Here is a 20,652-nt window from a genome sequence, read left to right as displayed (position 1 = left end):
TGATAACGCTATTTTTTCATTTTTCGTCCTGCCCGAGTAGACTGCTATCAGTCACATCAATTTCAACCCAAGGTATCAACCAATATGTCGCTGCCTTTTGATATTCACCGTTTGTTACCCGCTTTTCTAAGTGCCGCCCAAAATGAGAACTTCTCTGCTGCCGCACGTCAGTTGGGAGTGACACCCGCCGCGATCAGTAAAAATATCCGCGTATTGGAAGAGCGGTTGGCTGTGCGCCTGTTTCAACGTAATACCCATAGCGTGATGCTGACGGATGAAGGCAAAGTATTATTGGCGCGGGTCGCACCACTGTGGCAGGCATTGTCACAGACTCTGGATGCAGCGCGTCATGATGAGCAACATCCTAGTGGCACTGTGCGAGTCAGTTTGATCCCCGGTTTTGGTCGCCAGTTATTAATGCCACTGATCCCAGCGTTTATGGCGCGCTACCCACTGATTGACCTCGACCTTTCACTGGAGCCCAGAGTGGTTAATCTGGTCGGGGAAGGATTTGATGTTGGCATCGGTACCCATATTGATCCCGATAGCCGGCTGATTGCCCGTCAGTTTTACCCCATGCAAATGGTACTGGCAGCTACTCCTGCTTATCTGGCGCGTTATGGCTCGCCGAGCACTCCGCCAGACCTCCATCAGCATCAATGTTTATTGCACCGAAACCCATCAACAGGGCGGATAGTCAAATGGTTACTGCAACACAATAATGAGGTGCAATCTCTAGAATTATCTGGCCGCCTGGTTATCTCACAGCCCGAAATATTATTGAGCGCAGCACTGGCTGATATGGGAATAACCTATGTAGCACAGTGGCATGCAGAACCCCATTTTGCTGACGGCAGTCTGGTGCCGGTGTTAACCAATTACTGGCCAGCACCGGTACCACTGTGGCTCTATTATGCTTCAGCCGATTTGCCCCCACGGGTGCGCGTATGGGTTGATTTTTTACTAGAACATTTCCGCCCATAGGCGTTCGAGTCCACAGCATAAAATGCCCATATTGGCGAGCACTGAGCAGGAATAAACCTAACGCCGATTTCCTTGTCCTAAGTCAAACTTGTTTGCCATCACCCATATATAGTGTTTGCAGGAATTAAGATATCTATATGTAGTAGTTATCCACAAAACCATCCACACCCTCTCGCAGCCCTTATGTGCTGCGGGTTGTCTTGTGGATAACCCTACGCGGCAGGAAACAGGAGCGACATTGTGAAAACAGTAGTGATTAAACGGGACGGTTGTCAGGTACCTTTTGATGAGGTACGAATCAAGGAAGCTGTCGAGCGTGCAGCCTTGGCTGTTGGCGTTGTGGATGCAGATTATTGTGCAACTGTTGCTCGTGTGGTCGCTCAGACGATGGAGAACCAGCCGAAGGTTGATATCCGCGATATCCAAACCGCGGTAGAAAACCAACTGATGGCCGGTCAATACAAGCAGCTTGCCCGAGCTTATATCGAGTATCGCCATGACAGGGATATCTCGCGGGAACTGCGTGGTCGCCTGAATCAGGAAATCCGGGGTTTAGTGGAGCAAAGTAACAAAGCGCTGCTGAACGAAAATGCCAACAAAGACAGCAAAGTTATCCCGACTCAGCGTGATCTGCTGGCCGGTATTGTTGCCAAGCACTATGCCAAACAACATATATTGCCACGGGACGTAGTATTGGCTCATGAGCGCGGCGAGATTCACTATCATGATCTGGATTACGCGCCATTCTTCCCGATGTTCAACTGCATGCTAATTGATCTTGATGGCATGCTGACTCAGGGCTTTAAAATGGGTAACGCGGAAATCGAGCCGCCAAAATCCATTTCAACCGCCACCGCAGTGACGGCGCAGATTATCGCGCAGGTTGCCAGCCATATTTATGGTGGGACAACCATTAACCGCATCGATGAAATTCTGGCGCCATTCGTCACTGAAAGTTTTAACAAACATAAGACTGTTGCTGAAGAGTGGCAGATCCCAGATGCCGCAGCATATGCTATGTCGCGCACCGAAAAAGAGTGTTACGACGCTTTCCAATCACTGGAATATGAAGTCAATACGCTGCACACCGCTAATGGCCAAACCCCCTTTGTCACTTTCGGCTTTGGGCTAGGCACCAGTTGGCAATCACGCATGATTCAGCAAGCCATTTTACGTAATCGTATTGCCGGTTTGGGTAAAAACCGTAAAACGGCGGTATTCCCGAAACTAGTTTTTGCTATCCGTGATGGCCTGAACCACAAATTTGGCGATGCCAATTACGATATCAAACAGCTAGCGCTAGAGTGCGCCACCAAGCGCATGTACCCCGATATTCTGAATTACGATCAGGTGGTTAAAGTCACTGGCTCCTTCAAAACCCCAATGGGTTGCCGCAGTTTCTTGAGCGTGTATGAAGAAGATGGTAAGCAGATCCACGATGGCCGCAATAATCTGGGAGTTATCAGCCTTAACCTGCCGCGTATCGCACTGGAAGCCAAAGGTGATGAAGAGAAATTCTGGCAATTACTCGATGAGCGCCTGCTGTTAGCCAAAAAAGCGTTAATGACCCGCATTGCCCGTCTGGAAGGGATCAAAGCGCGAGTCGCCCCTATCCTGTATATGGAAGGCGCTTGTGGTGTACGCTTACAGGCGGATGATAATATCTCTGAAATCTTTAAAAATGGCCGCGCATCTATTTCTCTGGGCTTTATCGGCATCCATGAAACTGTTAATGCTCTGTTTGGCAATCAGACCCATGTCTTTGACAACGAACAGTTACGCGAAAAGGGCGTAGCGATCGTCGAACGTATGCGACAAGCAACAGATGCCTGGAAAGATGAAACCGGTTATGCCTTTAGCTTGTACAGCACTCCGAGCGAAAACCTGTGTGACCGTTTCTGCCGCCTGGATACCGCCGAGTTTGGCGTAGTAGAGGGCGTCACCGACAAAGGCTATTACACCAACAGCTTCCATCTGGATGTTGAAAAGAAAGTTAACCCCTACGACAAGCTGGATTTCGAAGCACCTTATCCCCCATTAGCTAATGGCGGTTTCATCTGTTACGGCGAATATCCCAACTTGCAGCATAACCTCAGAGCATTGGAAGATGTCTGGGATTATAGCTATAGCCGGGTACCTTATTACGGCACCAACACGCCGATTGATGAGTGCTACGAATGCGGCTTCACCGGGGAGTTTTCTTGCACCAGCAAAGGCTTCACCTGCCCGAAATGCGGCAATCATGAACCATCAAAAGTGTCGGTAACTCGCCGGGTATGTGGCTATCTGGGGAGCCCAGATGCACGGCCATTCAATGCCGGTAAGCAAGAAGAAGTCAAACGGCGGGTAAAACACCTGGCTAATGGGCAATTGGGCTAATGACTAAAAACGATTACCCAAAGTAATTGGAGTTGCAGGTAGGCGGCAAAGGAACTCATCCCGATGAGCTTACATGAATAAGTGATTCGGGTGAGTGAATGTAGCCAACACCCCTGCGACATCAAGTACGAGGGAGGCACTTACCATAAACTACCATCAATACTATCCGGTCGATGTTATCAATGGTCCCGGCACTCGCTGTACGCTATTCGTTTCCGGTTGCGTACATGAGTGTGTGGGTTGTTATAACAAAAGTACCTGGCGGCTGAATTCGGGTAAGCCATTTACCTGTGAAATGGAAGACCAGATTATTGCGGATCTGAATGATTCCCGTATCCGTCGGCAAGGGTTATCCCTCTCCGGTGGCGATCCGCTACATCCGCAAAATTTGTCAGCTATCTTGCAACTGGTAAAACGTGTACGCCAAGAGTGCGACGGCAAAGATATCTGGCTCTGGACAGGTTATACGCTTTCTGATCTGAGTGAAGAACAACAGCAAGTAGTTGATTTAATTAATGTGCTGGTCGATGGCAAATTCGTGCAAGATCTGAAAGACCCTTCACTTATCTGGCGCGGCAGCGGCAATCAGGTCATCCATTATCTGCGTTAATGACGCCCTGATTTAATTAGCAAAGTTATAAGTCAACGTGGCATTAAAGCGCCAATCACGGCGCGAACTATCACTGGGCAGGTCACCAATTGGCCTCGCCCCTTCCAGTGATATCGAATAATGTTTGTTATCACCCAAGGTGACGCCCACAGCATAAGAAGCCAATTTTTGTGCACGGAATATCGGCGAGTTATACCAAGTATGAGCCGTATCCAGCACGGCGTAAGGTTGGATGGTTTTGAGCCAGTCGCCATTTTCCCGATTATGCATGTAGCGCATTTCTACTTGCCCACCATAGCCATAATCGCCGGTAGCTTCGCTATCTGGATACCCCCGCCCAAACCGCAACCCGCCAAAAGTAACATGTTCCGCTTCCGGCAGATCATTGTCAGACCAATCCCCTTCAGCCGAGGCACTTAGCCGCCATTTCTCTGCCATTAAATACGCCGCATCCCCGGTCAGTTTCCAGCGAGTAAAACCCAAGTCCCCCCATGGAACTGAACTGGATGCCAAAGCCCCATTTATTCCCTTGCGCACACTGGCGCGAGTGCTCCAATAAGATTGGGTATATTCCTGATAACCTGTCAGTGCCAATTCAGCTGCGGGATAACGCATTCGCTGGTTTTGATCTTCCAAATCGAGTAATGCATTATTAAGCGAATTAAAACGTGCTCGACTTTTTAAATTATAACTTTTCTCCAGATAATCTACGCCACCACTTACTGTCCATTGTCGCTTACGGGTTAATTGCAGCGGATAACTTAATACCAACCCACCAGAATATTGCGTCTGTTCAGTACGGCTGGATAAAGTAATATTCTGCGGATACAGTGTCAGTACATCGGTATAATCTTTAGGTTCCTGTTTATAATAACTGCCACGAGTTTGCAGTGATAAACCATTACTGCCTAAAAATTGCTGATAGTTTAAACCCAGATATTGGTCTCGATTCTTGCTATTTAATGGTAATAACGTCGCCACCCCAAATTGTTCAGCATAAGGTGTAAATCCACTTAAGGTTGCATTCAGTACTCCACTATAAACCCCTTTACGGCTATCCAATGCGGTAGTGACATTCCAGTAACGCGGATGGTCAGCTTTAACTTCCAATAATGTTGCACCATAAATATTATCCGGGTTTTTAGCCGTGGCGATAACCTTAGTATCTGGTGTCCGACTCATTAAAATACTGTAACGTTCAAAGGTATCTTGTGTCAGTGGCTTCTCTGCCATAATGCGTTGGGACAGCTTAGTCAACCAACGCCCTATTGCTGCGTTTTCACTTTGGATACGAGTATTGGCGATATAGCCTTCAACCAAACCTATTTTCAACGTGCCATTGGTGAAATTATCCGACGGCAAATAAGCATAAGAAAGAATATAGCCATCTTGCTGATACAATTTAGTAATAGACTGTGTGGCGACCAGTAAACTCTTTAATGGTACCTTTTTACCAATATAATCAGCAAAGGGTTCACTGAGGGCAGCAATGTTATATCGAGTACCACCAATAAATTGAATGTGCTTCACCTCAATTAAGGTATCCAGTGTTAATTTAGAATGCGGCGTTGGGGTGGAAATTGTTGGTGGCACTGTCCGTGTAGCTTGTGGTTTAGTAATATCACGCGATATTCTGGAAGGGTTATTCTGATCAATCAACATGGGAACGGTATTAGCTAAAGCACTGTATTGCCATGCACTGCCCGCACCAAATAAAAACAATAGCCACACTCTATTATTCATAGAATACTTCCTTATGCGCACATTAAATTATAGTTTTAATATTTTTTATTATTTATATAGCCTGGCACCCTCAATAAAGAAGGTGTCAGGCTAAAATACATCACCAACGTCATTAGCGTTACGGGTTAATTGGTTGCTGTCGGCTTCAGTAATCCACCGACACCACTTAATAACCCACCACCAGCGCTGGCATTGGCGTTAGCTGAAACATTGGCATTCACTCCGCCGGTGACACCACCAACCACACCACCGACAGTATTGGTCACTCCTGCCAGCAAGCCATTCGAGCCTCCCGTAGTCGTTGGTGGAGTAACTAAGCCACCCGCTTTCTCAACTGCTTGCCCGGTACCTTGCAGCACCTGCCCAACCCCAGCCAAAGCAGGTGCGTTGGTAGCAACTTGAGTCCCGGTGGTGGTGACAGTGCCGCCAACGGCAGTCAGCAAATTGTTAACCGGAGCACCAATGCCCGTGGTCGTTCCCACGGTCTGAGTAATATCTTGTACCTGACCGACTACTGGCGTCACTATGCCGGTCGCCGCCGTGGTTAACTTGCTGGTCGTCCCGGTTTGCAGGTCTTGTGCCAATCCATTACCAATGGAAGTTACCGCCCCACCCGTCTGAGTCACTAATCCGCCCGCCGTGCCAGTAACACCGCCCAATGGGGTATTAGCGGCGATACCTGAAACTGTGCCACCTAACCCTGAAACACCGGTTCCTACATCCGCCACGGCCTTCGGTACACCAGCAGCCGTCGTGCCCAATGCATTAGGATTATTTCCTAATTGTCCCACGCCGTTCTGTAAACCGGTTCCCACTTCACTCACCGCATTGCCCGCGCTATCGACCACGGTGACCAAGCCCCCCCCGACAATGGGTAAGCTGCCAACCGGTGTTTGACTAACAACATCACTGACAGTATCGCCTACACCATCCACGGCAGTCCCGACACCACTGACCACATTTCCGACAGCAGAATTATTCGCCGTGGTGCCACCACCATTACCTGTGCCACCACCAGTCCCGCCCCCAGAGCCATTACCACCACTGCCATCCCCGCCACTACCATCGCTTCCGCTGCCACTACCATCACTGCCAGAACCGGTTCCACCGGTTGTCTGGCCGGCACTATTCTTCGCAGTATTGTGAGAACCGCCGCCACTTCCACTGCATGCTGCAAGCGAGCAGGCCAGTAATATTGCCAGACTTATTTTGCTCAGACGGCTAATTTTATTAGGGCACATGGTATGACCCCCCAGAGAGAACGCCACAGCGGCGTAGAAGTAACTATAAGAGACACTTATGTTTCTCTCAAGTTAAGGCAATGTTTATTTTTTGTTTAAAGTGAGGTTTTTAGGTGAGGATATGTATCAGATTGATAATGCGATAAATCTTTTTACTATAAGCAGATCGATTTACTAGACAAAAAAGCTCGCCGATAACCGCAAATAAACTTCATCGTATCGCCATCTGAGCTTAACCCAACTGTCATTAAAAACCGCCAGCATAGCGATGAGATCACTTACTGGTTATCGCCATGACACTCCACCACCTGCCGGTCCATATTCGTCCTTTTGCCATTTTATCGTGGATAGCAGCCAGTGGTGATAATACTGAGAGAGGGTATATCCGCTATGCACTTATCTAGACCACCGACCAGTTATCCCACCCGCTATCAACAAATTGCGGCTCAATTAGAGCAGGAACTACGCGGCGCATATCGCTGTGGGGATTATCTCCCTTCTGAGCAGCAACTGGCTGATCGCTATCAAGTTAACCGCCATACTCTGCGCCGGGCTGTGGATGAATTAGTTGAGCGCGGTTGGTTGCAGCGCCGTCAGGGTATTGGCATTTTGGTGCTGATGCGCCCTTATGACTATCCGCTGCATGCCAATGCTCGTTTCAGCCAGAACTTGCTTGACCAAGGAAGCGACCCCACCAGTGAGCGCTTACTAGCAGTCTTACGCCCGTGTATTGGGCATGTTGCAAAAGCACTATCACTGACTGAAGGGGCAACCGTTATTCATTTGCGCACATTACGGCGCGTCAATGGCGTGCCAGTCTGTGTTATCGATCACTACCTGCCAGACCTGAATTGGTGGCCCGCTCTGCAACATTTTAACTTCGGCTCACTGCATCAATTTATCACCCAGAATTTGCAACAGCCGCTGAGTCGTAGCCAGACCCGAATCAGCGCGCGCCGTGCCCAGGCCAAAGAGAGCCGTTTACTGGAAATTGCCACTCATGCCCCACTGCTATGTGTGCGGACGCTGAATATCTGCGTTGATAGCCTGCAGGTGGCGGAGTACTCCGTCAGTCTGACCCGTGCCGATATGATTGAACTGACCATGGAGCACTAGATGGAAAACGCCTCTACAACCAGGCAGCGCTGGATGTCGATATTGGCCCATAGCCAACCGGATGAATTACTCGCCCACTGGCAACCCTTAAATCTATCACCGCGCTATCAGGTTATCCGCGCACCAGAGATTGGCTTGAACCAATTGCAAGCCCGAATGGGTGGCACGGGTCGCCGCTTCATTCTCGGCGATATGACCCTCACCCGCGCAGTGATCAAACTGGACGACTACGCAGATATTTACGGCTACAGCTACATTGCCGGGCGCAATAAACCCCATGCTGAACTTTGCGCACTGCTCGATGCTTTGCTGCAACTCTCTACCCTGAGTAGCAAATCAGCAGGGTTAAACGAGTTACTGCTTAATACCGTTATTCACCCGCTGGCAGCCTCACAACAGGAACGACGAGAGTTACGCGCCCGTGCTATTGCCACCAGCAAGGTTGATTTCTTCACATTGGTGCGGGGAGAAGATTAATGAGCTTATTAAGCCATTTCGACCATCCGGTAGAGGATGCCCAACATACTTTTCGGCGTATTCTCAAGGCATTAAGCGAACCCGGAGTGTTAGTTGCCCTGCCGCACAGTACCGGCTGGCAGCCGCTGAACCCTGCAACCACCAGTCTCTTGCTGACATTGGTAGATCAGGAAACGCCACTCTTTCTGGACGAGTTTCTCAACAGTGATACTGCGCAACAGAATGTGCGTTTTCACACCGGAGCACCTCTGACAGCCTGCAACCGTACCGCCTGTTTTGCTCTATTTAGTCCGCAGATAACAGAAAAACAGCTGGCAGACTGCCCGGCAGGTAATGAATTGTCACCAGAACACTCAGTAACCGTGATTATTCAGACTGACAGCCTGCACCAAGGCACGCCGCTGCGCCTACGAGGGCCGGGAATTGAACATGACCGCAGGGTCGCCCCCTGCCTGCCCGCCGTTGTGCTGAATTATCTGCTTAACCGCCCTGTGGCATTTCCTGCTGGTATCGATTTCCTACTCACCTGTGGTGGGAATTTAATGGCTATTCCACGAACCACCCATGTGGAGGTGTGCTGATGTACGTTGCAGTCAAAGGGGGCGAAAAAGCCATTGAGGCAGCCCATCAATTGCTGGAGCACCAGCGGCGCGGCGATACACAGATCCCGGCGATCGATTGTGAACAGATCGAGCAACAGTTAGGTCTGGCGGTTGATCGGGTGATGACCGAAGGCGGCATCTATGATCGCGAACTGGCGGCATTGGCGATCAAACAAGCCAGTGGTGATCTGGTGGAAGCCATTTTCCTGCTGCGCGCCTATCGTACAACTTTGCCGCGCCTGGCTATCAGTCAGCCGCTAGCAACTGAGAATATGCGACTCGAGCGGCGCATTTCAGCGATTTATAAAGACTTACCCGGCGGGCAAGTGCTCGGTCCGACCTACGATTACACCCATCGGTTACTGGATTTCACTTTGCTGGCCTCTGGGGATGCTGCGCTTGCCCCCAAAGGCAGGGAGCCGATGCCAGACGAGTTATCACCGCATAACTGTGCTCATGCCTTTGATTTACTGACTCAAGAACAATTGGCTCAAGCAGAGCTTGATGACGGCGCACCACCGGAAGATATCACCCGTAACCCGCCGGTTTACCCCTGCAACCGCTCGGCACGGCTGCAACAACTGGTGCGTGGCGATGAAGGTTTTCTGCTGGCGCTAGGCTATTCCACCCAGCGCGGTTATGGCCGTACGCATCCATTCGCCGCCGAAATCCGCACTGGCTATCTGACTATTTCCCTTCAGCCAGAAGAGCTGGGATTTGCTATCGATATTGGGGAAATATTGCTGACTGAGTGTGAAATGGTGAATGGTTTTGTCAGCCCAGATTCCGCAGCGCCGCATTTTACTCGCGGCTATGGGCTGGTCTTTGGTCGTGGTGAGCGCAAAGCGATGTCGATGGCGCTAATGGATCGCGCGCTACAAAGCCACGAATATGACGAAAACGTCAGCAGCCCGGCCCAGGATGAGGAGTTTGTCTTGGCCCATGCCGATAACGTCGAGGCCGCCGGTTTTGTCTCTCATCTCAAATTACCTCATTACGTTGATTTTCAGGCCGAATTGGAGTTGCTGAAACGTCTGCGCCGTGAGCATTTTTCATCCTCAATGCCGCCATCCCATGAACAACAGGAGCCACACCATGACTGAGGTTCTCAGCGGTTACAACCTGGGTTATCTGGATGAGCAGACCAAAAGAACGCTGCGCCGCGCCTTACTGAAAGCCGTGGCAATCCCCGGCTATCAGGTGCCGTTTGGTGGGCGAGAGATGCCGATGCCATATGGCTGGGGGACGGGTGGCATTCAGCTAACAGCCTGTCTGATTGGCCGTTTTGATGTCTTAAAAGTGATTGATCAAGGAGCTGATGACACCACTAACGCGGTCTCGATCCGCCGTTTTTTCCAGCGGGTCAGTGGGGTTGCTACCACCGAAAAAACCACTGATGCCACCCTGATCCAGACCCGGCATCGCATCCCCGAGACACCCCTGAGTGAGGATCAGATCCTTATCTATCAAGTGCCGATCCCCGAACCGCTGCGGTTTATTGAACCGCGCGAAACCGAGACCCGAAAAATGCATGCACTGGAGGAGTATGGCGTGATGCAGGTGAAACTGTATGAAGATATCGCCCGCTACGGCCATATCGCCACCACTTATGCCTACCCGGTGAAAGTTAACGATCGCTATGTGATGGACCCGTCACCGATCCCCAAATTTGATAACCCCAAAATGCATATGATGCCCGCCCTGCAACTGTTTGGTGCAGGCCGCGAAAAACGTCTTTATGCTCTGCCGCCCTTTACCAAAGTGGAAAGTCTGGATTTCGACGACCACCCGTTTACGGTGCAGCAATGGGATGAACCCTGCGCGCTGTGCGGCTCGCGCCACAGTTATCTTGATGAAGTGGTGATGGATGACCAGGGCAGCCGGATGTTTGTCTGCTCGGATACCGATTTTTGTCAGCAACAACAGGCTCAGGCTGCCGCACAAAATAGTGCGACACTCAGGGGAAATATCCAATGATTACAACACAAGCACAACCCCTCGCCCATCCGCTGCTGTCGGTGGAGAATCTCACCCATTTGTATGCGCCGGGAAAAGGATTTAGCGAAGTCTCTTTTCAACTGTATCCCGGTGAAGTCTTGGGCATTGTCGGCGAATCTGGCTCAGGTAAAACCACACTACTGAAAGCTATTTCAGCCCGTCTTCCCCCGCAACATGGGCATATTATTTACCGCCCTGATGCACAGCAGCCCATTGATTTGTATCAAATGGCTGAAAGTCAGCGCCGCCGTTTGCTACGCACTGAATGGGGGGTGGTTCATCAGCATCCGCTGGATGGTCTGCGGCCACAAGTTTCGGCTGGGGGCAATATCGGGGAACGCTTAATGGCTATCGGCCAGCGCCATTATGGCGAAATACGCCAACAAGCAGGCCGCTGGCTAGAAGATGTCGAGATCCCATTATCCCGTTTGGACGACTTACCCACCACCTTTTCCGGCGGCATGCAGCAGCGGCTCCAAATTGCCCGCAATCTGGTGACACATCCAAAGCTGGTATTTATGGACGAACCCACCGGGGGTCTGGATGTCTCCGTGCAAGCGCGATTACTGGATTTACTGCGCAATCTGGTGCTGGAAATGCAGTTGGCGGTAGTGATTGTCACCCATGACCTTGGCGTCGCCCGCCTACTGGCTAACCGCCTGCTAGTAATGAAGGCGGGGCGAGTGATTGAAAGTGGCCTAACTGACCGGGTACTGGACGATCCACATCATCCTTACACCCAGCTTTTGGTTTCATCGGTGCTGCAAAACTGATTTTTAGCTTTCGACCTTAATCCGCAAGTCGGCTAACGAGAACTCACTATGGACCACCTGCAACTCAGAGTTGAAAATCTCAGTAAAACCTTCGTGCTGCACCACCAGCACGGTATTCGCCTGCCGGTATTGCATAAAACCTCTTTGGAGGTCGGCAGGGGTGAATGTGTAGTGCTGCACGGTCATTCCGGCAGCGGTAAATCCACTCTGCTACGCTCTTTATATGCCAACTATTTACCTGATAGCGGCCATATCTGGGTCAAACATCAGGGGGAGTGGCTGGATATCGTCACAGCCGAAGCCCGACAAATTATGGCGGTGCGTCGCCATACCCTGGGCTGGGTCAGTCAGTTCTTACGGGTGATCCCACGGATCAGTGCCTTGAATGTGGTCATGCAACCTTTGCTGGAGCTGGGGGTTGACCGAAACCTATGCCAACAGCGCGCTCAGGATCTGTTAACTCACCTCAATGTTCCACCACGGTTATGGGATCTGGCGCCGTCTACTTTCTCCGGCGGCGAGCAGCAGCGGGTCAATATCGCCCGTGGTTTTATTGTGGATTATCCCATTCTGCTACTGGATGAACCGACAGCCTCACTAGATAGCATCAATAGCGCGGCGGTGGTTAGTTTGATTGATAAAGCCAAGCAACGCGGGGCCGCTATCGTCGGTATTTTTCATGATGAAAATATACGTAACCGTGTGAGTGACCGCTTACTGGTGATGACGCCACCGCCTTCTCATACCAGCACGGAGATCCCGGTATGATCCTCAATAACGTTAATCTTATTCTTGAAGATCAGGTGGTCAGCGGATCACTGGAAATCCACAATGGTGTAATCCACAGCTATAGCGATCGCCCGACCCAACTCTCAGCCGCTATTGATGGACAAAATAGCTGGCTATTACCGGGATTGATCGAGCTGCATACCGATAACCTAGACAAGTTTTTTACACCACGCCCCAAGGTCGATTGGCCAGCCCATTCCGCAATGAGCAGCCATGACGCCTTGATGGTCGCCTGCGGGATTACCACGGTTTTGGATGCCGTGGCAGTTGGTGATGTGCGCGATGGCGGCCATCGACTGGATAATCTGCAAAAAATGATCAATGCGGTGGTGGATAGCCAGCGGGCGGGATTGAACCGAGCCGAGCATCGGATTCATTTACGCTGTGAATTACCCCATGACAGTACCCTACCCCTGTTTGAAAAACTGATGATGCAGCCTGAACTTTCATTGGTGTCGCTGATGGATCACTCACCGAGCCAGCGCCAGTTCGCCTCGCGCGCGAAATACCGCGAGTATTATCAGGGTAAATATCACCTTAATAATCAGCAAATGGCAGAGTTTGAAGAGGAACAAATCACCCTTTCCGCTCGCTGGTCAGGGCCAAATAGAGAGGCAATTGCCAGTCACTGCCGCCAGCGGGGAATTGCACTCGCCAGCCACGATGATGCTACCGCCGAACATGTGGTGGAGTCCCAAGCGCTGGGCAGTGTGATTGCCGAGTTTCCAACCACTGAAGTGGCGGCCAGAGCCTCACATCAGCATGGGTTACAGGTCTTGATGGGCGCGCCAAATATTGTCCGTGGTGGCTCCCACTCCGGCAATGTCGCAGCCCACCAGCTGGCATCATTGGGGGTATTAGATATTTTATCTTCTGACTATTACCCGGCCAGCCTGTTGGATGCCGCATTTCGTATCGCGCAAGATGAAACCAACAGTTTCACCTTGCCGCAGGCGGTCAATTTGGTCACCCGCAACCCGGCCAAAGCCTTGGGGCTGGCGGATCGCGGAGTGATTGCAGAAGGCAAACGGGCTGATTTGATACTGGCACGCGCTCATGACGGTTCGCAGAGTAAACATATTTACGTGCAAAACGTCTGGCGTCAGGGAATACAGGTGTTCTAATGGCGCGCTTAATCTATTTGATGGGGGCTTCCGGTGCTGGCAAGGATTGCCTGCTGTCTGCTCTGCGGGCTGCCATGCCGGCCAATATGGTGGTGGCACACCGCTATATTACCCGCGAGGCCCATGCCGGTGCTGAAAATCATATTGCGTTAAGTGAACAGGAATTTTTATTGCGGGCAAAACAGGGGTTATTTGCTCTCTATTGGCAGGCGCATCAGCACCATTATGGGGTCGGCATTGAGATAGATATCTGGCTGCAACATGGGCTAGATGTGGTGGTGAATGGCTCTAGAGCCTATTTACCCCAAGTTGAGCTGCGCTATCACCACCAATTATTGCCACTGTGTTTGACGGTTTCCCCGGCAATTCTGGCGCAGCGCCTACAACAGCGTGGGCGGGAAAACAGCGAGCAAATCAGTGAGCGCTTACTGCGGGCGCAACATTATCAACAGCAGCTCCCCCTCAATTGCCTGCGGCTGTGTAATGATGGTGAGTTACAGCACACACTAGAGCAGTTTCAGCAATTACTGGCAGATAATATCCCTGTAAATAACGAAATGGGGAGTCAAACATGGAACTAACATTGCTCGGGACGGGATGCGCCCAACAGGTGCCGGTGTTTGGTTGTGACTGTGTGGTTTGCGTAACCGCCAGACGACAACCCGCACTGTGCCGTCAGCCTTGTAGTGCCATGCTGCGTTATCAGGGGGAAACCACATTGATTGATGCGGGGCTACCCACACTGGAAAATCGGTTTACGGCGGGGCAAATTCAGCGTTTTTTGCTTACACATTACCACATGGATCATGTTCAGGGGTTATTTCCGTTGCGCTGGGGGTATGGAAATTCAATTCCGGTTTACGGCCCACCGGATCCTGACGGTTGTGACGATCTGTATAAGCACCCGGGAATACTGGCTTTTCAGCCGCCGTTAAGCCCATTTAAACCTATCCTATTTGGCGCTTTACGAGTGACTCCGGTGCCCTTAAATCACTCCAAAATCACCTTTGGCTATTTGCTGCAAAGCCCTAATAGGGCGATTGCCTATCTGACGGACACTATTGGGTTACCTGCTGACAGCGCGCTATTTTTGGCCAGTAAAGAGATTGATTTACTGGTGATCGATTGCAGTCATCCGCCACAATCACCGGCACCGCGCAATCATAATGACGTGACATTGGCACTTGCCATTAGTGATTTATTGAAGCCAAAAACAACATGGCTGACACACATCAGCCACCAGTTGGATGCATGGGCGCTCGATAATGTACTCCCGGCAGAGGTGATAATTGCCCGAGATAATCAGACAATATCCTTATTATGATGCGCGCTGCATCTGGGCAGAGGTCAAAATTTTAACGCCCTCTTGTGGCGGGGCAAAAGCCTCATCCAACAGTGCTTGCGCGACATCCTTGGCTTTAATTAAGCGCCATTTATCCGGTAGTAAGGCAAACAGAGGCGCACTGAGACTTTCCATCAGACGTGGGGCTGCGCGCTTGCCTGCCAACATAGAGGGGCGGGCAAACGTAAGTTGTGGCCAACCTTGGCTTTGTAAATCCCGCTCGGCTTCACCTTTAGTACGGTTATAGAATATCCAAGAGTTGGGGTTAGCACCCATCGCGCTCACCAGCAGAAAATGCCGCGCCCCCAGCCGTAACCCTGTTTCACCGGCTGCCAACACTAGGCGATAATCGACCTGACGAAATGCCGATTGACTTCCTGCTTGCTTACGCGTGGTACCCAAGCAACAGAAGACCAAATCCACCGGTTCAGCCAAGGTTTTCAGCAACTCGGTGATATTCTCACCCTGCGGATTAATCAGTTTATTCGAAGCAGGTAATGGCTGACGAGTCGGCGCAATAATGGATGTTACTCTGGCATCCAAACGTAGCAAGCGCAGCAGTTCGCCCCCGACTAAGCCACTCGCTCCCAGCAATAATACCTTCGTCATTTGACCTCCCGATAAATACCCGTCGCCCTTCAAGATGCAGGGGTGTTGGCTGCCCTTGCTCACCCCAGTCCTTAGATATCTAAGCTCCTGGGGATTAGCTCGATTGCCGCTTACCTGAATCTCGAAGTTACTTGGATATAGGCGCTAACGCCGCAAAAAAGCGCGGAGATAATTATTTAAATTAATTGTTATCGATAATACATACTAGAAACACTATGACATAACACGGGAAAACAGCCAGTTATAATCAGAACCAAGAGATTATGCCCAAAGTCATTGGAGTTGCAGATAGATGAACGCGGCCAACACCCCTGCGGCTTTAAGGACGAGGGGCATTCCAGTGCAATTTTTTACCGAAACCGAGGGTATTATTGGTCATCTTGATTTCCAGCAGCGTCAACTGCCAAAGAGGGGCGGAAGCCACTTTTGCCACGGGGAAACGGCGGCAATAGCGTTGACGGGCAGCTTGTTCAGCCTCGCCCTGTAATAGGGTTATTTCACCGCGATATTGAATACCTTTTATCAATGCCACACTGCTTGCTGCTGTAGCGATAGTGCCGACAACCTGCGGGTTAATCTGCATCAGTTCGCCGTGACGGGTATGCTTTTCTGTCATCAGATAAAGCGCCATTGTTGCTTCATCAAACACATAAAAACAGTTGGCACACCACATATCCATACCGCTACCAGCGCACAGCGTCAGTACATGCTGCCGGCGCAGGAAGCGGGTAATGATCGACAGGTCATCAGGATTATTCACATCACTCATTATTGACATCACTCACTGACTGAAAAACAGCCCTGATTGTACATCACATGTGCCTTTCTACTCACTCTGCCATAACAGACGATCACGGGATGTCAGTGTCTCTGGCGGTAAAGTAGCGAGTACCGCCTGATAACGTTGAGCTTCTTTTGGATAACCCCTGGCCGCCTGTAATAACAGCCGCAGTGCGCTGTCATAATCGATGCCGCGTAGATCACGGTAGGGCCACAATTCAGGTTCAGCAATAAAGGGCAGTAGATAGTCGATTCCCTGCTGCACATTACGGCCATCCTGCACCCACTCCCAGCGATCAATTTCAACATGTTCGCCATAGCGGCATAACAGCAGATGCGCCTCCAGATTGAACAAGGAATAGTGGAACGGTACTGTTCGTTCCAGCTCCATCCACTGCTTGCCATCTTGTGCAATTTGCGCTGCGAGCCGCTGCGTTATTCCTTGCCTAATAATGGTGGAGACCAGCCCGCGATCACCATAAAACATGGCATTAGCTGCGCGCTGTACGTCATACCAAGTGCCGTGATTGTTGTGCCAGACATATTCAGAGTGGCCCACTTCACTGTGGAACATCCAGTGGTTAAAGTCGCGGAACCATTGCTGCAAGACGGCGGTATCCTCGGTATCCAGCAGCTTGGCGGGCAGTATCAAACCGATAGTATCAATCACCATCCACATCAGGCGGGTATCAATCAGCCCCGTGCCTCGGCCAGAGACAATACCAGGAATGGCTTGACCATAGTTCAGATGCGGATTCATGCGCGTTTTGGCATCTAAAAACCAGCAACGAATCTGTTCTGCCGCCACCTGTGCATAGCGGCTGTTGCCGGTAAAATAGTAAGCCAGCCCCAGTGTCAGGCAGCGGTCACACATGCGCTCAATGCGCTGGGTATCAGTATCGTCATTTTGGCTTTGCGGATTAGTATGACCATCACGACGCACATAAGGCAATCCGTTGGGTTTGCGCGGATTCGGCCACCAGTAAGTACCAAAACTGTAGTAATCGTGAATGTCGCCACTCACCGGCAGCAGTGTTTTGTGCGTCACACTCTCCGGCGGCTGGTCCCGCAGAGCATCTGCTTCACTTAATAACCGGCGTAACGCTGGCTGCAAAGGTGAAAATGGCTGCTGCAATACCGCCTTGGCTTTCATTAAGCAATCAGTATCCAAGGTATACAATTTCATCGGTGTCGCAGACGTTTTTATTGGCGTCATGGGATTACGTCCTTATGCAGCCTGACAGGCAACCCGCACGCCGGTGGCAGCATCAAAAATGTGGATACCGGCCAGCTTAGGCTGCAGGTAGACCGTTTCCCCCTCATTCACCGCCAGGCGCTGTTTAAATACCGAAGTAAAACGCCCGCCGCCAGTGCTGCAAAACAGCTGCATATCCGAGCCCGTATTTTCAATCGCCGTAATAGTGGCTTTTAGCGCGCTGGCGCTGTGGGTCTCATCCACCACATTGACCTGCTCTGGACGAATGGCGTACACCACGTTTTGCCCTTCCGTTACTTGCAAACCTGCAGGCAGTGTCAGTAAGGAGCCGTCTTCAAGCCGTAGCAGGAATTCTGCCCCCTGTTGCACCACCGTCCCTTTCAACTGATTGATCTCTGGTGATCCGATAAAGCCGGCAACAAACAGATTGGCCGGGCGATCATAAAGATCTAATGGTGTGCCGACCTGCTCAATCTGCCCTTCACGCAGCACCACGATCATCTGCCCCATGGTCATCGCTTCTATCTGGTCATGGGTCACATAGACCGAGGTCGTTTTCAGCCGCTGGTGCAATTCGCGGATCTCGCCTCGCACTTGAGTACGCAATTTGGCATCCAGATTCGACAAAGGCTCATCGAACAAAAATACCTGTGGATTACGCACAATGGCCCGCCCCATGGCGACACGCTGGCGCTGTCCGCCAGATAAATCTTTGGGTAGCCGCTCCAACAATGCCTGCAAGCCCAGTAACTCTGCCGTGGTTTCGACTTTTTTACTGATGTCGGCTTTGGACATTTTGGCCATTTTCAGCGCAAAACCCATGTTCTCACGCACCGTCATCTGCGGATAAAGGGCATAGCTTTGGAACACCATGGCGATGTCACGCATCTTAGGTTCGACGTCAGTGACATCTTTATCATTGATACCCACCGTGCCGCCGGAGATCTCCTCCAGCCCGGCAATCATGCGCAATAAGGTGGATTTCCCGCAGCCACTAGGGCCGACTAACACACAGAACTCACCATCAGGAATTTCCAGCGATACATCGCGGATCACATGGGTGTCACCGTAAGATTTACAGACATTTTTAAGTACAACCGATCCCATTTTGTTTCTCCCTAGCCTTTAACCGCGCCAGACATGATCCCGCGATTGAAATGTTTTTGCAGACCCAGATACACGATGATGCTCGGCAACATCGCCAACAGAGTGATGGCAATAAAGATATTTGGTGTGATGCTCTCGTCAGTACGTAAGGTGCCGAGGATCACCGGAATGGTATTCAGACTGTCCTGATTCACCACAATCAGTGGTAGCAGGTATTGGTCCCAAATCATGATGAAGCCGAAGGTTACCACCGTGCCCAATGCTGGTTTAACCAATGGCAGGATGACGTGGAAGAAGATTTGCCATTCACTGGCACCATCAATACGCGCCGCCTCTTCCAGCTCTTTCGGGATAGCCGCCATAAACTCAGTCAGGACAAAGATAGAGAAAGCCCAGCCGACAACCGGCAAGATCATGCCCAGATAGCTGTTGTACAGCGAAGCGTCGATCACCGGCAGTCGCCAGTTGATGATCATATAAAGAGGGATGGCGATCACTTCTTCCGGCAGCATCATAGTAGAGAGAATGATCAAGCTGGTCAGAGAAACCCCGACAAACTTTTTACGTGCCAGGGCATAAGCCGCCAACGCACTGACTGACACTTGCAAAACCGTGCCGAAGAACACCACGATGATAGAGTTCAGCAGGTATTGCCAGACGCCGATATCCATCCAGGCAAAGATAAAGTTCTCCCACGAGAACTGATTTGGCCAGGCCAGCAGCTCACCGGGTTTTACTGGTGCCCCACTGAATGCGGTGGCGATAATGCCCCAGTACGGGCCAACAAAGACCACCAGCAGCAGACCATAAATTATCCAGCGGCCGATACTGTTCCAAGTTTTACTTTTCATTACCAGTCTCCGGCTCAGGTTAATAACGGGCGATGCGCTTTTTCAATGTGAGATGACAAATCGTCAATACCACAGTGAAGGCGAATAATAGGAAGGACACCGCGGAGGCATAGCCATAGTCAAACTGCTCAAAGCCCAGTTTGTAGATATGGGTCATGATCATTTCCGTCGCATTAGATGGGCCGCCGCCAGTCGTGGCATAGACTTCAGCGAACACACGGAAACCACGGATAAACGACAGCATCAACACCACAGAAAGCGCGGGGATCATGCCTGGCAACGTGACATAGCGCAGGCGATTCCACCAGTTGGCACCATCAACATTCGAGGCATCATACAAATCGCGGTTGATACCCGCTAACCCGGCAATAAAGATAACCATGTTGTAAGGCACGGCTTTCCAGATATGCAGCATCATCACAGTCCACAGCGCCTGATCGGTATCGGCCAGAAAACCCTGCGCTTCAATGCTGAACCACGACAAGATGTGGTTCACGACACCGTTACTGGTTGGGTTAAACAGAATCCGCCACATTTCGGCGACGATCGCCGCACTGGTTACCGCAGGCAAGAAGATAGCAGTACGGATAAAACGCAGGTGCCGAGCCGGTCCTTCCAATAGCATGGCTAAGAAAAAGGAGATAAAAGCGGCCACCACCATGGTGACCACCACATATAACAGCGTATTGATAACGGCAGAATGTAGTGCTTCATCACCCATAGCGCGGGAGAAGTTATCAAACCCGACCCACTCATTTGGCTGGTTAAAGTTAACCTTGTAAAAACTCATCACCAACCCTTGCAGCATCGGGATGAATTTAAACCAGGTGAAGATGACCAGTGCCGGGGCCAGGAACAGCCACGGGACCAGATTACGTTTTAGTCGGGGGGTTAGCGTTATCATGATTTAC

At 50.8% G+C, this 20,652-nt stretch carries 21 protein-coding genes; 13 read left to right on the top strand and 8 right to left on the bottom strand.

Features of this window, described 5'->3' with window-relative positions; genetic code table 11:
- Positions 1-84: 84 nt before the first annotated feature.
- The 3 genes from DJ58_RS06480 (at position 85) to nrdG (ending at position 3,973) form a co-directional block, all read left to right on the top strand.
- Positions 85-984 (top strand): LysR family transcriptional regulator, encoded by a 900-nt coding sequence (locus DJ58_RS06480; RefSeq protein WP_004707096.1) that lies wholly within the window; start codon positions 85-87, stop codon positions 982-984.
- Between the two features lie 240 nt (positions 985-1,224).
- Positions 1,225-3,363 (top strand): anaerobic ribonucleoside-triphosphate reductase, encoded by a 2,139-nt coding sequence (nrdD, locus tag DJ58_RS06485; RefSeq protein WP_004707095.1) that lies wholly within the window; start codon positions 1,225-1,227, stop codon positions 3,361-3,363.
- 145 nt (positions 3,364-3,508) lie between these two features.
- Positions 3,509-3,973, top strand: coding sequence for an anaerobic ribonucleoside-triphosphate reductase-activating protein (gene nrdG, locus DJ58_RS0121875; RefSeq protein WP_032910519.1), 465 nt, complete (start codon positions 3,509-3,511; stop codon positions 3,971-3,973).
- A 12-nt stretch (positions 3,974-3,985) separates the two neighbouring features.
- Here nrdG and DJ58_RS06490 read toward each other — a convergent pair whose 3' ends face one another.
- Entirely contained in the window at positions 3,986-5,716 is a 1,731-nt protein-coding gene (locus DJ58_RS06490; RefSeq protein ID WP_004707093.1) for a ShlB/FhaC/HecB family hemolysin secretion/activation protein, read from the bottom strand.
- 125 nt (positions 5,717-5,841) lie between these two features.
- On the bottom strand, positions 5,842-6,957 hold the full coding sequence (locus DJ58_RS06495) for a collagen-like triple helix repeat-containing protein (protein ID WP_004707092.1): 1,116 nt from the start codon (positions 6,955-6,957) through the stop codon (positions 5,842-5,844).
- Positions 6,958-7,347: 390 nt separating this feature from the next.
- Between DJ58_RS06495 and phnF the strand changes: the two genes are divergently transcribed.
- From phnF to phnP, 10 genes are read left to right on the top strand one after another with little or no spacing between them, the layout of a single operon-like run.
- Positions 7,348-8,073 carry a phosphonate metabolism transcriptional regulator PhnF gene (gene phnF / locus DJ58_RS23200; protein ID WP_004707091.1) on the top strand — a complete coding sequence of 242 codons (726 nt, stop codon included), beginning with the start codon at positions 7,348-7,350 and terminating at the stop codon, positions 8,071-8,073.
- The gene (phnG, locus tag DJ58_RS23195) at positions 8,074-8,550 is read left to right on the top strand and encodes a phosphonate C-P lyase system protein PhnG (protein WP_032910466.1); all 477 of its coding nucleotides are present in this window, start codon (positions 8,074-8,076) and stop codon (positions 8,548-8,550) included.
- Positions 8,550-9,131 carry a phosphonate C-P lyase system protein PhnH gene (gene phnH, locus DJ58_RS06510; RefSeq protein ID WP_032910464.1) on the top strand — a complete coding sequence of 194 codons (582 nt, stop codon included), beginning with the start codon at positions 8,550-8,552 and terminating at the stop codon, positions 9,129-9,131. Before phnG ends, phnH begins: the two co-directional genes overlap by 1 nt.
- Positions 9,131-10,255, top strand: a complete 1,125-nt coding sequence (locus tag DJ58_RS06515; protein WP_004707090.1) for a carbon-phosphorus lyase complex subunit — start codon at positions 9,131-9,133, stop codon at positions 10,253-10,255. Before phnH ends, DJ58_RS06515 begins: the two co-directional genes overlap by 1 nt.
- Positions 10,248-11,129 (top strand): alpha-D-ribose 1-methylphosphonate 5-phosphate C-P-lyase PhnJ, encoded by an 882-nt coding sequence (locus DJ58_RS06520; RefSeq protein WP_032910463.1) that lies wholly within the window; start codon positions 10,248-10,250, stop codon positions 11,127-11,129. The genes DJ58_RS06515 and DJ58_RS06520 overlap by 8 nt, the downstream gene beginning before the upstream one ends.
- Positions 11,126-11,923, top strand: coding sequence for a phosphonate C-P lyase system protein PhnK (gene phnK / locus DJ58_RS06525; protein ID WP_032910461.1), 798 nt, complete (start codon positions 11,126-11,128; stop codon positions 11,921-11,923). The genes DJ58_RS06520 and phnK overlap by 4 nt, the downstream gene beginning before the upstream one ends.
- 48 nt (positions 11,924-11,971) lie before the next feature.
- Positions 11,972-12,691, top strand: a complete 720-nt coding sequence (gene phnL, locus DJ58_RS06530) for a phosphonate C-P lyase system protein PhnL (RefSeq protein ID WP_004707087.1) — start codon at positions 11,972-11,974, stop codon at positions 12,689-12,691.
- On the top strand, positions 12,688-13,836 hold the full coding sequence (gene phnM, locus DJ58_RS06535) for an alpha-D-ribose 1-methylphosphonate 5-triphosphate diphosphatase (protein WP_032910459.1): 1,149 nt from the start codon (positions 12,688-12,690) through the stop codon (positions 13,834-13,836). The genes phnL and phnM overlap by 4 nt, the downstream gene beginning before the upstream one ends.
- Entirely contained in the window at positions 13,836-14,417 is a 582-nt protein-coding gene (gene phnN / locus DJ58_RS06540) for a ribose 1,5-bisphosphokinase (protein ID WP_032910457.1), read from the top strand. Before phnM ends, phnN begins: the two co-directional genes overlap by 1 nt.
- On the top strand, positions 14,408-15,160 hold the full coding sequence (phnP, locus tag DJ58_RS06545) for a phosphonate metabolism protein PhnP (protein WP_032910456.1): 753 nt from the start codon (positions 14,408-14,410) through the stop codon (positions 15,158-15,160). The genes phnN and phnP overlap by 10 nt, the downstream gene beginning before the upstream one ends.
- On the opposite strand, the gene DJ58_RS06550 is transcribed toward phnP, so the two are convergent.
- The 6 genes from DJ58_RS06550 to DJ58_RS06575 all read right to left on the bottom strand — a co-directional run bounded on the left by DJ58_RS06550 (position 15,155) and on the right by DJ58_RS06575 (position 20,645).
- Positions 15,155-15,787 carry a Rossmann-fold NAD(P)-binding domain-containing protein gene (locus DJ58_RS06550; RefSeq protein ID WP_004707084.1) on the bottom strand — a complete coding sequence of 211 codons (633 nt, stop codon included), beginning with the start codon at positions 15,785-15,787 and terminating at the stop codon, positions 15,155-15,157. The genes phnP and DJ58_RS06550 overlap by 6 nt on opposite strands.
- Positions 15,788-16,106: 319 nt before the next feature.
- The gene (locus DJ58_RS06555) at positions 16,107-16,556 is read right to left on the bottom strand and encodes a YhbP family protein (protein WP_032910454.1); all 450 of its coding nucleotides are present in this window, start codon (positions 16,554-16,556) and stop codon (positions 16,107-16,109) included.
- Between the two features lie 57 nt (positions 16,557-16,613).
- On the bottom strand, positions 16,614-17,783 hold the full coding sequence (locus tag DJ58_RS06560) for an alginate lyase family protein (RefSeq protein ID WP_004707082.1): 1,170 nt from the start codon (positions 17,781-17,783) through the stop codon (positions 16,614-16,616).
- Between the two features lie 12 nt (positions 17,784-17,795).
- On the bottom strand, positions 17,796-18,890 hold the full coding sequence (locus DJ58_RS06565; RefSeq protein ID WP_004707081.1) for an ABC transporter ATP-binding protein: 1,095 nt from the start codon (positions 18,888-18,890) through the stop codon (positions 17,796-17,798).
- Positions 18,891-18,901: 11 nt separating this feature from the next.
- Entirely contained in the window at positions 18,902-19,741 is an 840-nt protein-coding gene (locus DJ58_RS06570) for a carbohydrate ABC transporter permease (RefSeq protein WP_004707080.1), read from the bottom strand.
- Positions 19,742-19,760: 19 nt separating this feature from the next.
- Positions 19,761-20,645 (bottom strand): carbohydrate ABC transporter permease, encoded by an 885-nt coding sequence (locus DJ58_RS06575; protein WP_004707079.1) that lies wholly within the window; start codon positions 20,643-20,645, stop codon positions 19,761-19,763.
- Positions 20,646-20,652 lie beyond the last annotated feature (7 nt).

This window comes from Yersinia frederiksenii ATCC 33641 (assembly GCF_000754805.1).
Taxonomy (GTDB): domain Bacteria; phylum Pseudomonadota; class Gammaproteobacteria; order Enterobacterales; family Enterobacteriaceae; genus Yersinia; species Yersinia frederiksenii.
This window is presented reverse-complemented; position numbering and strand designations above follow the sequence as displayed.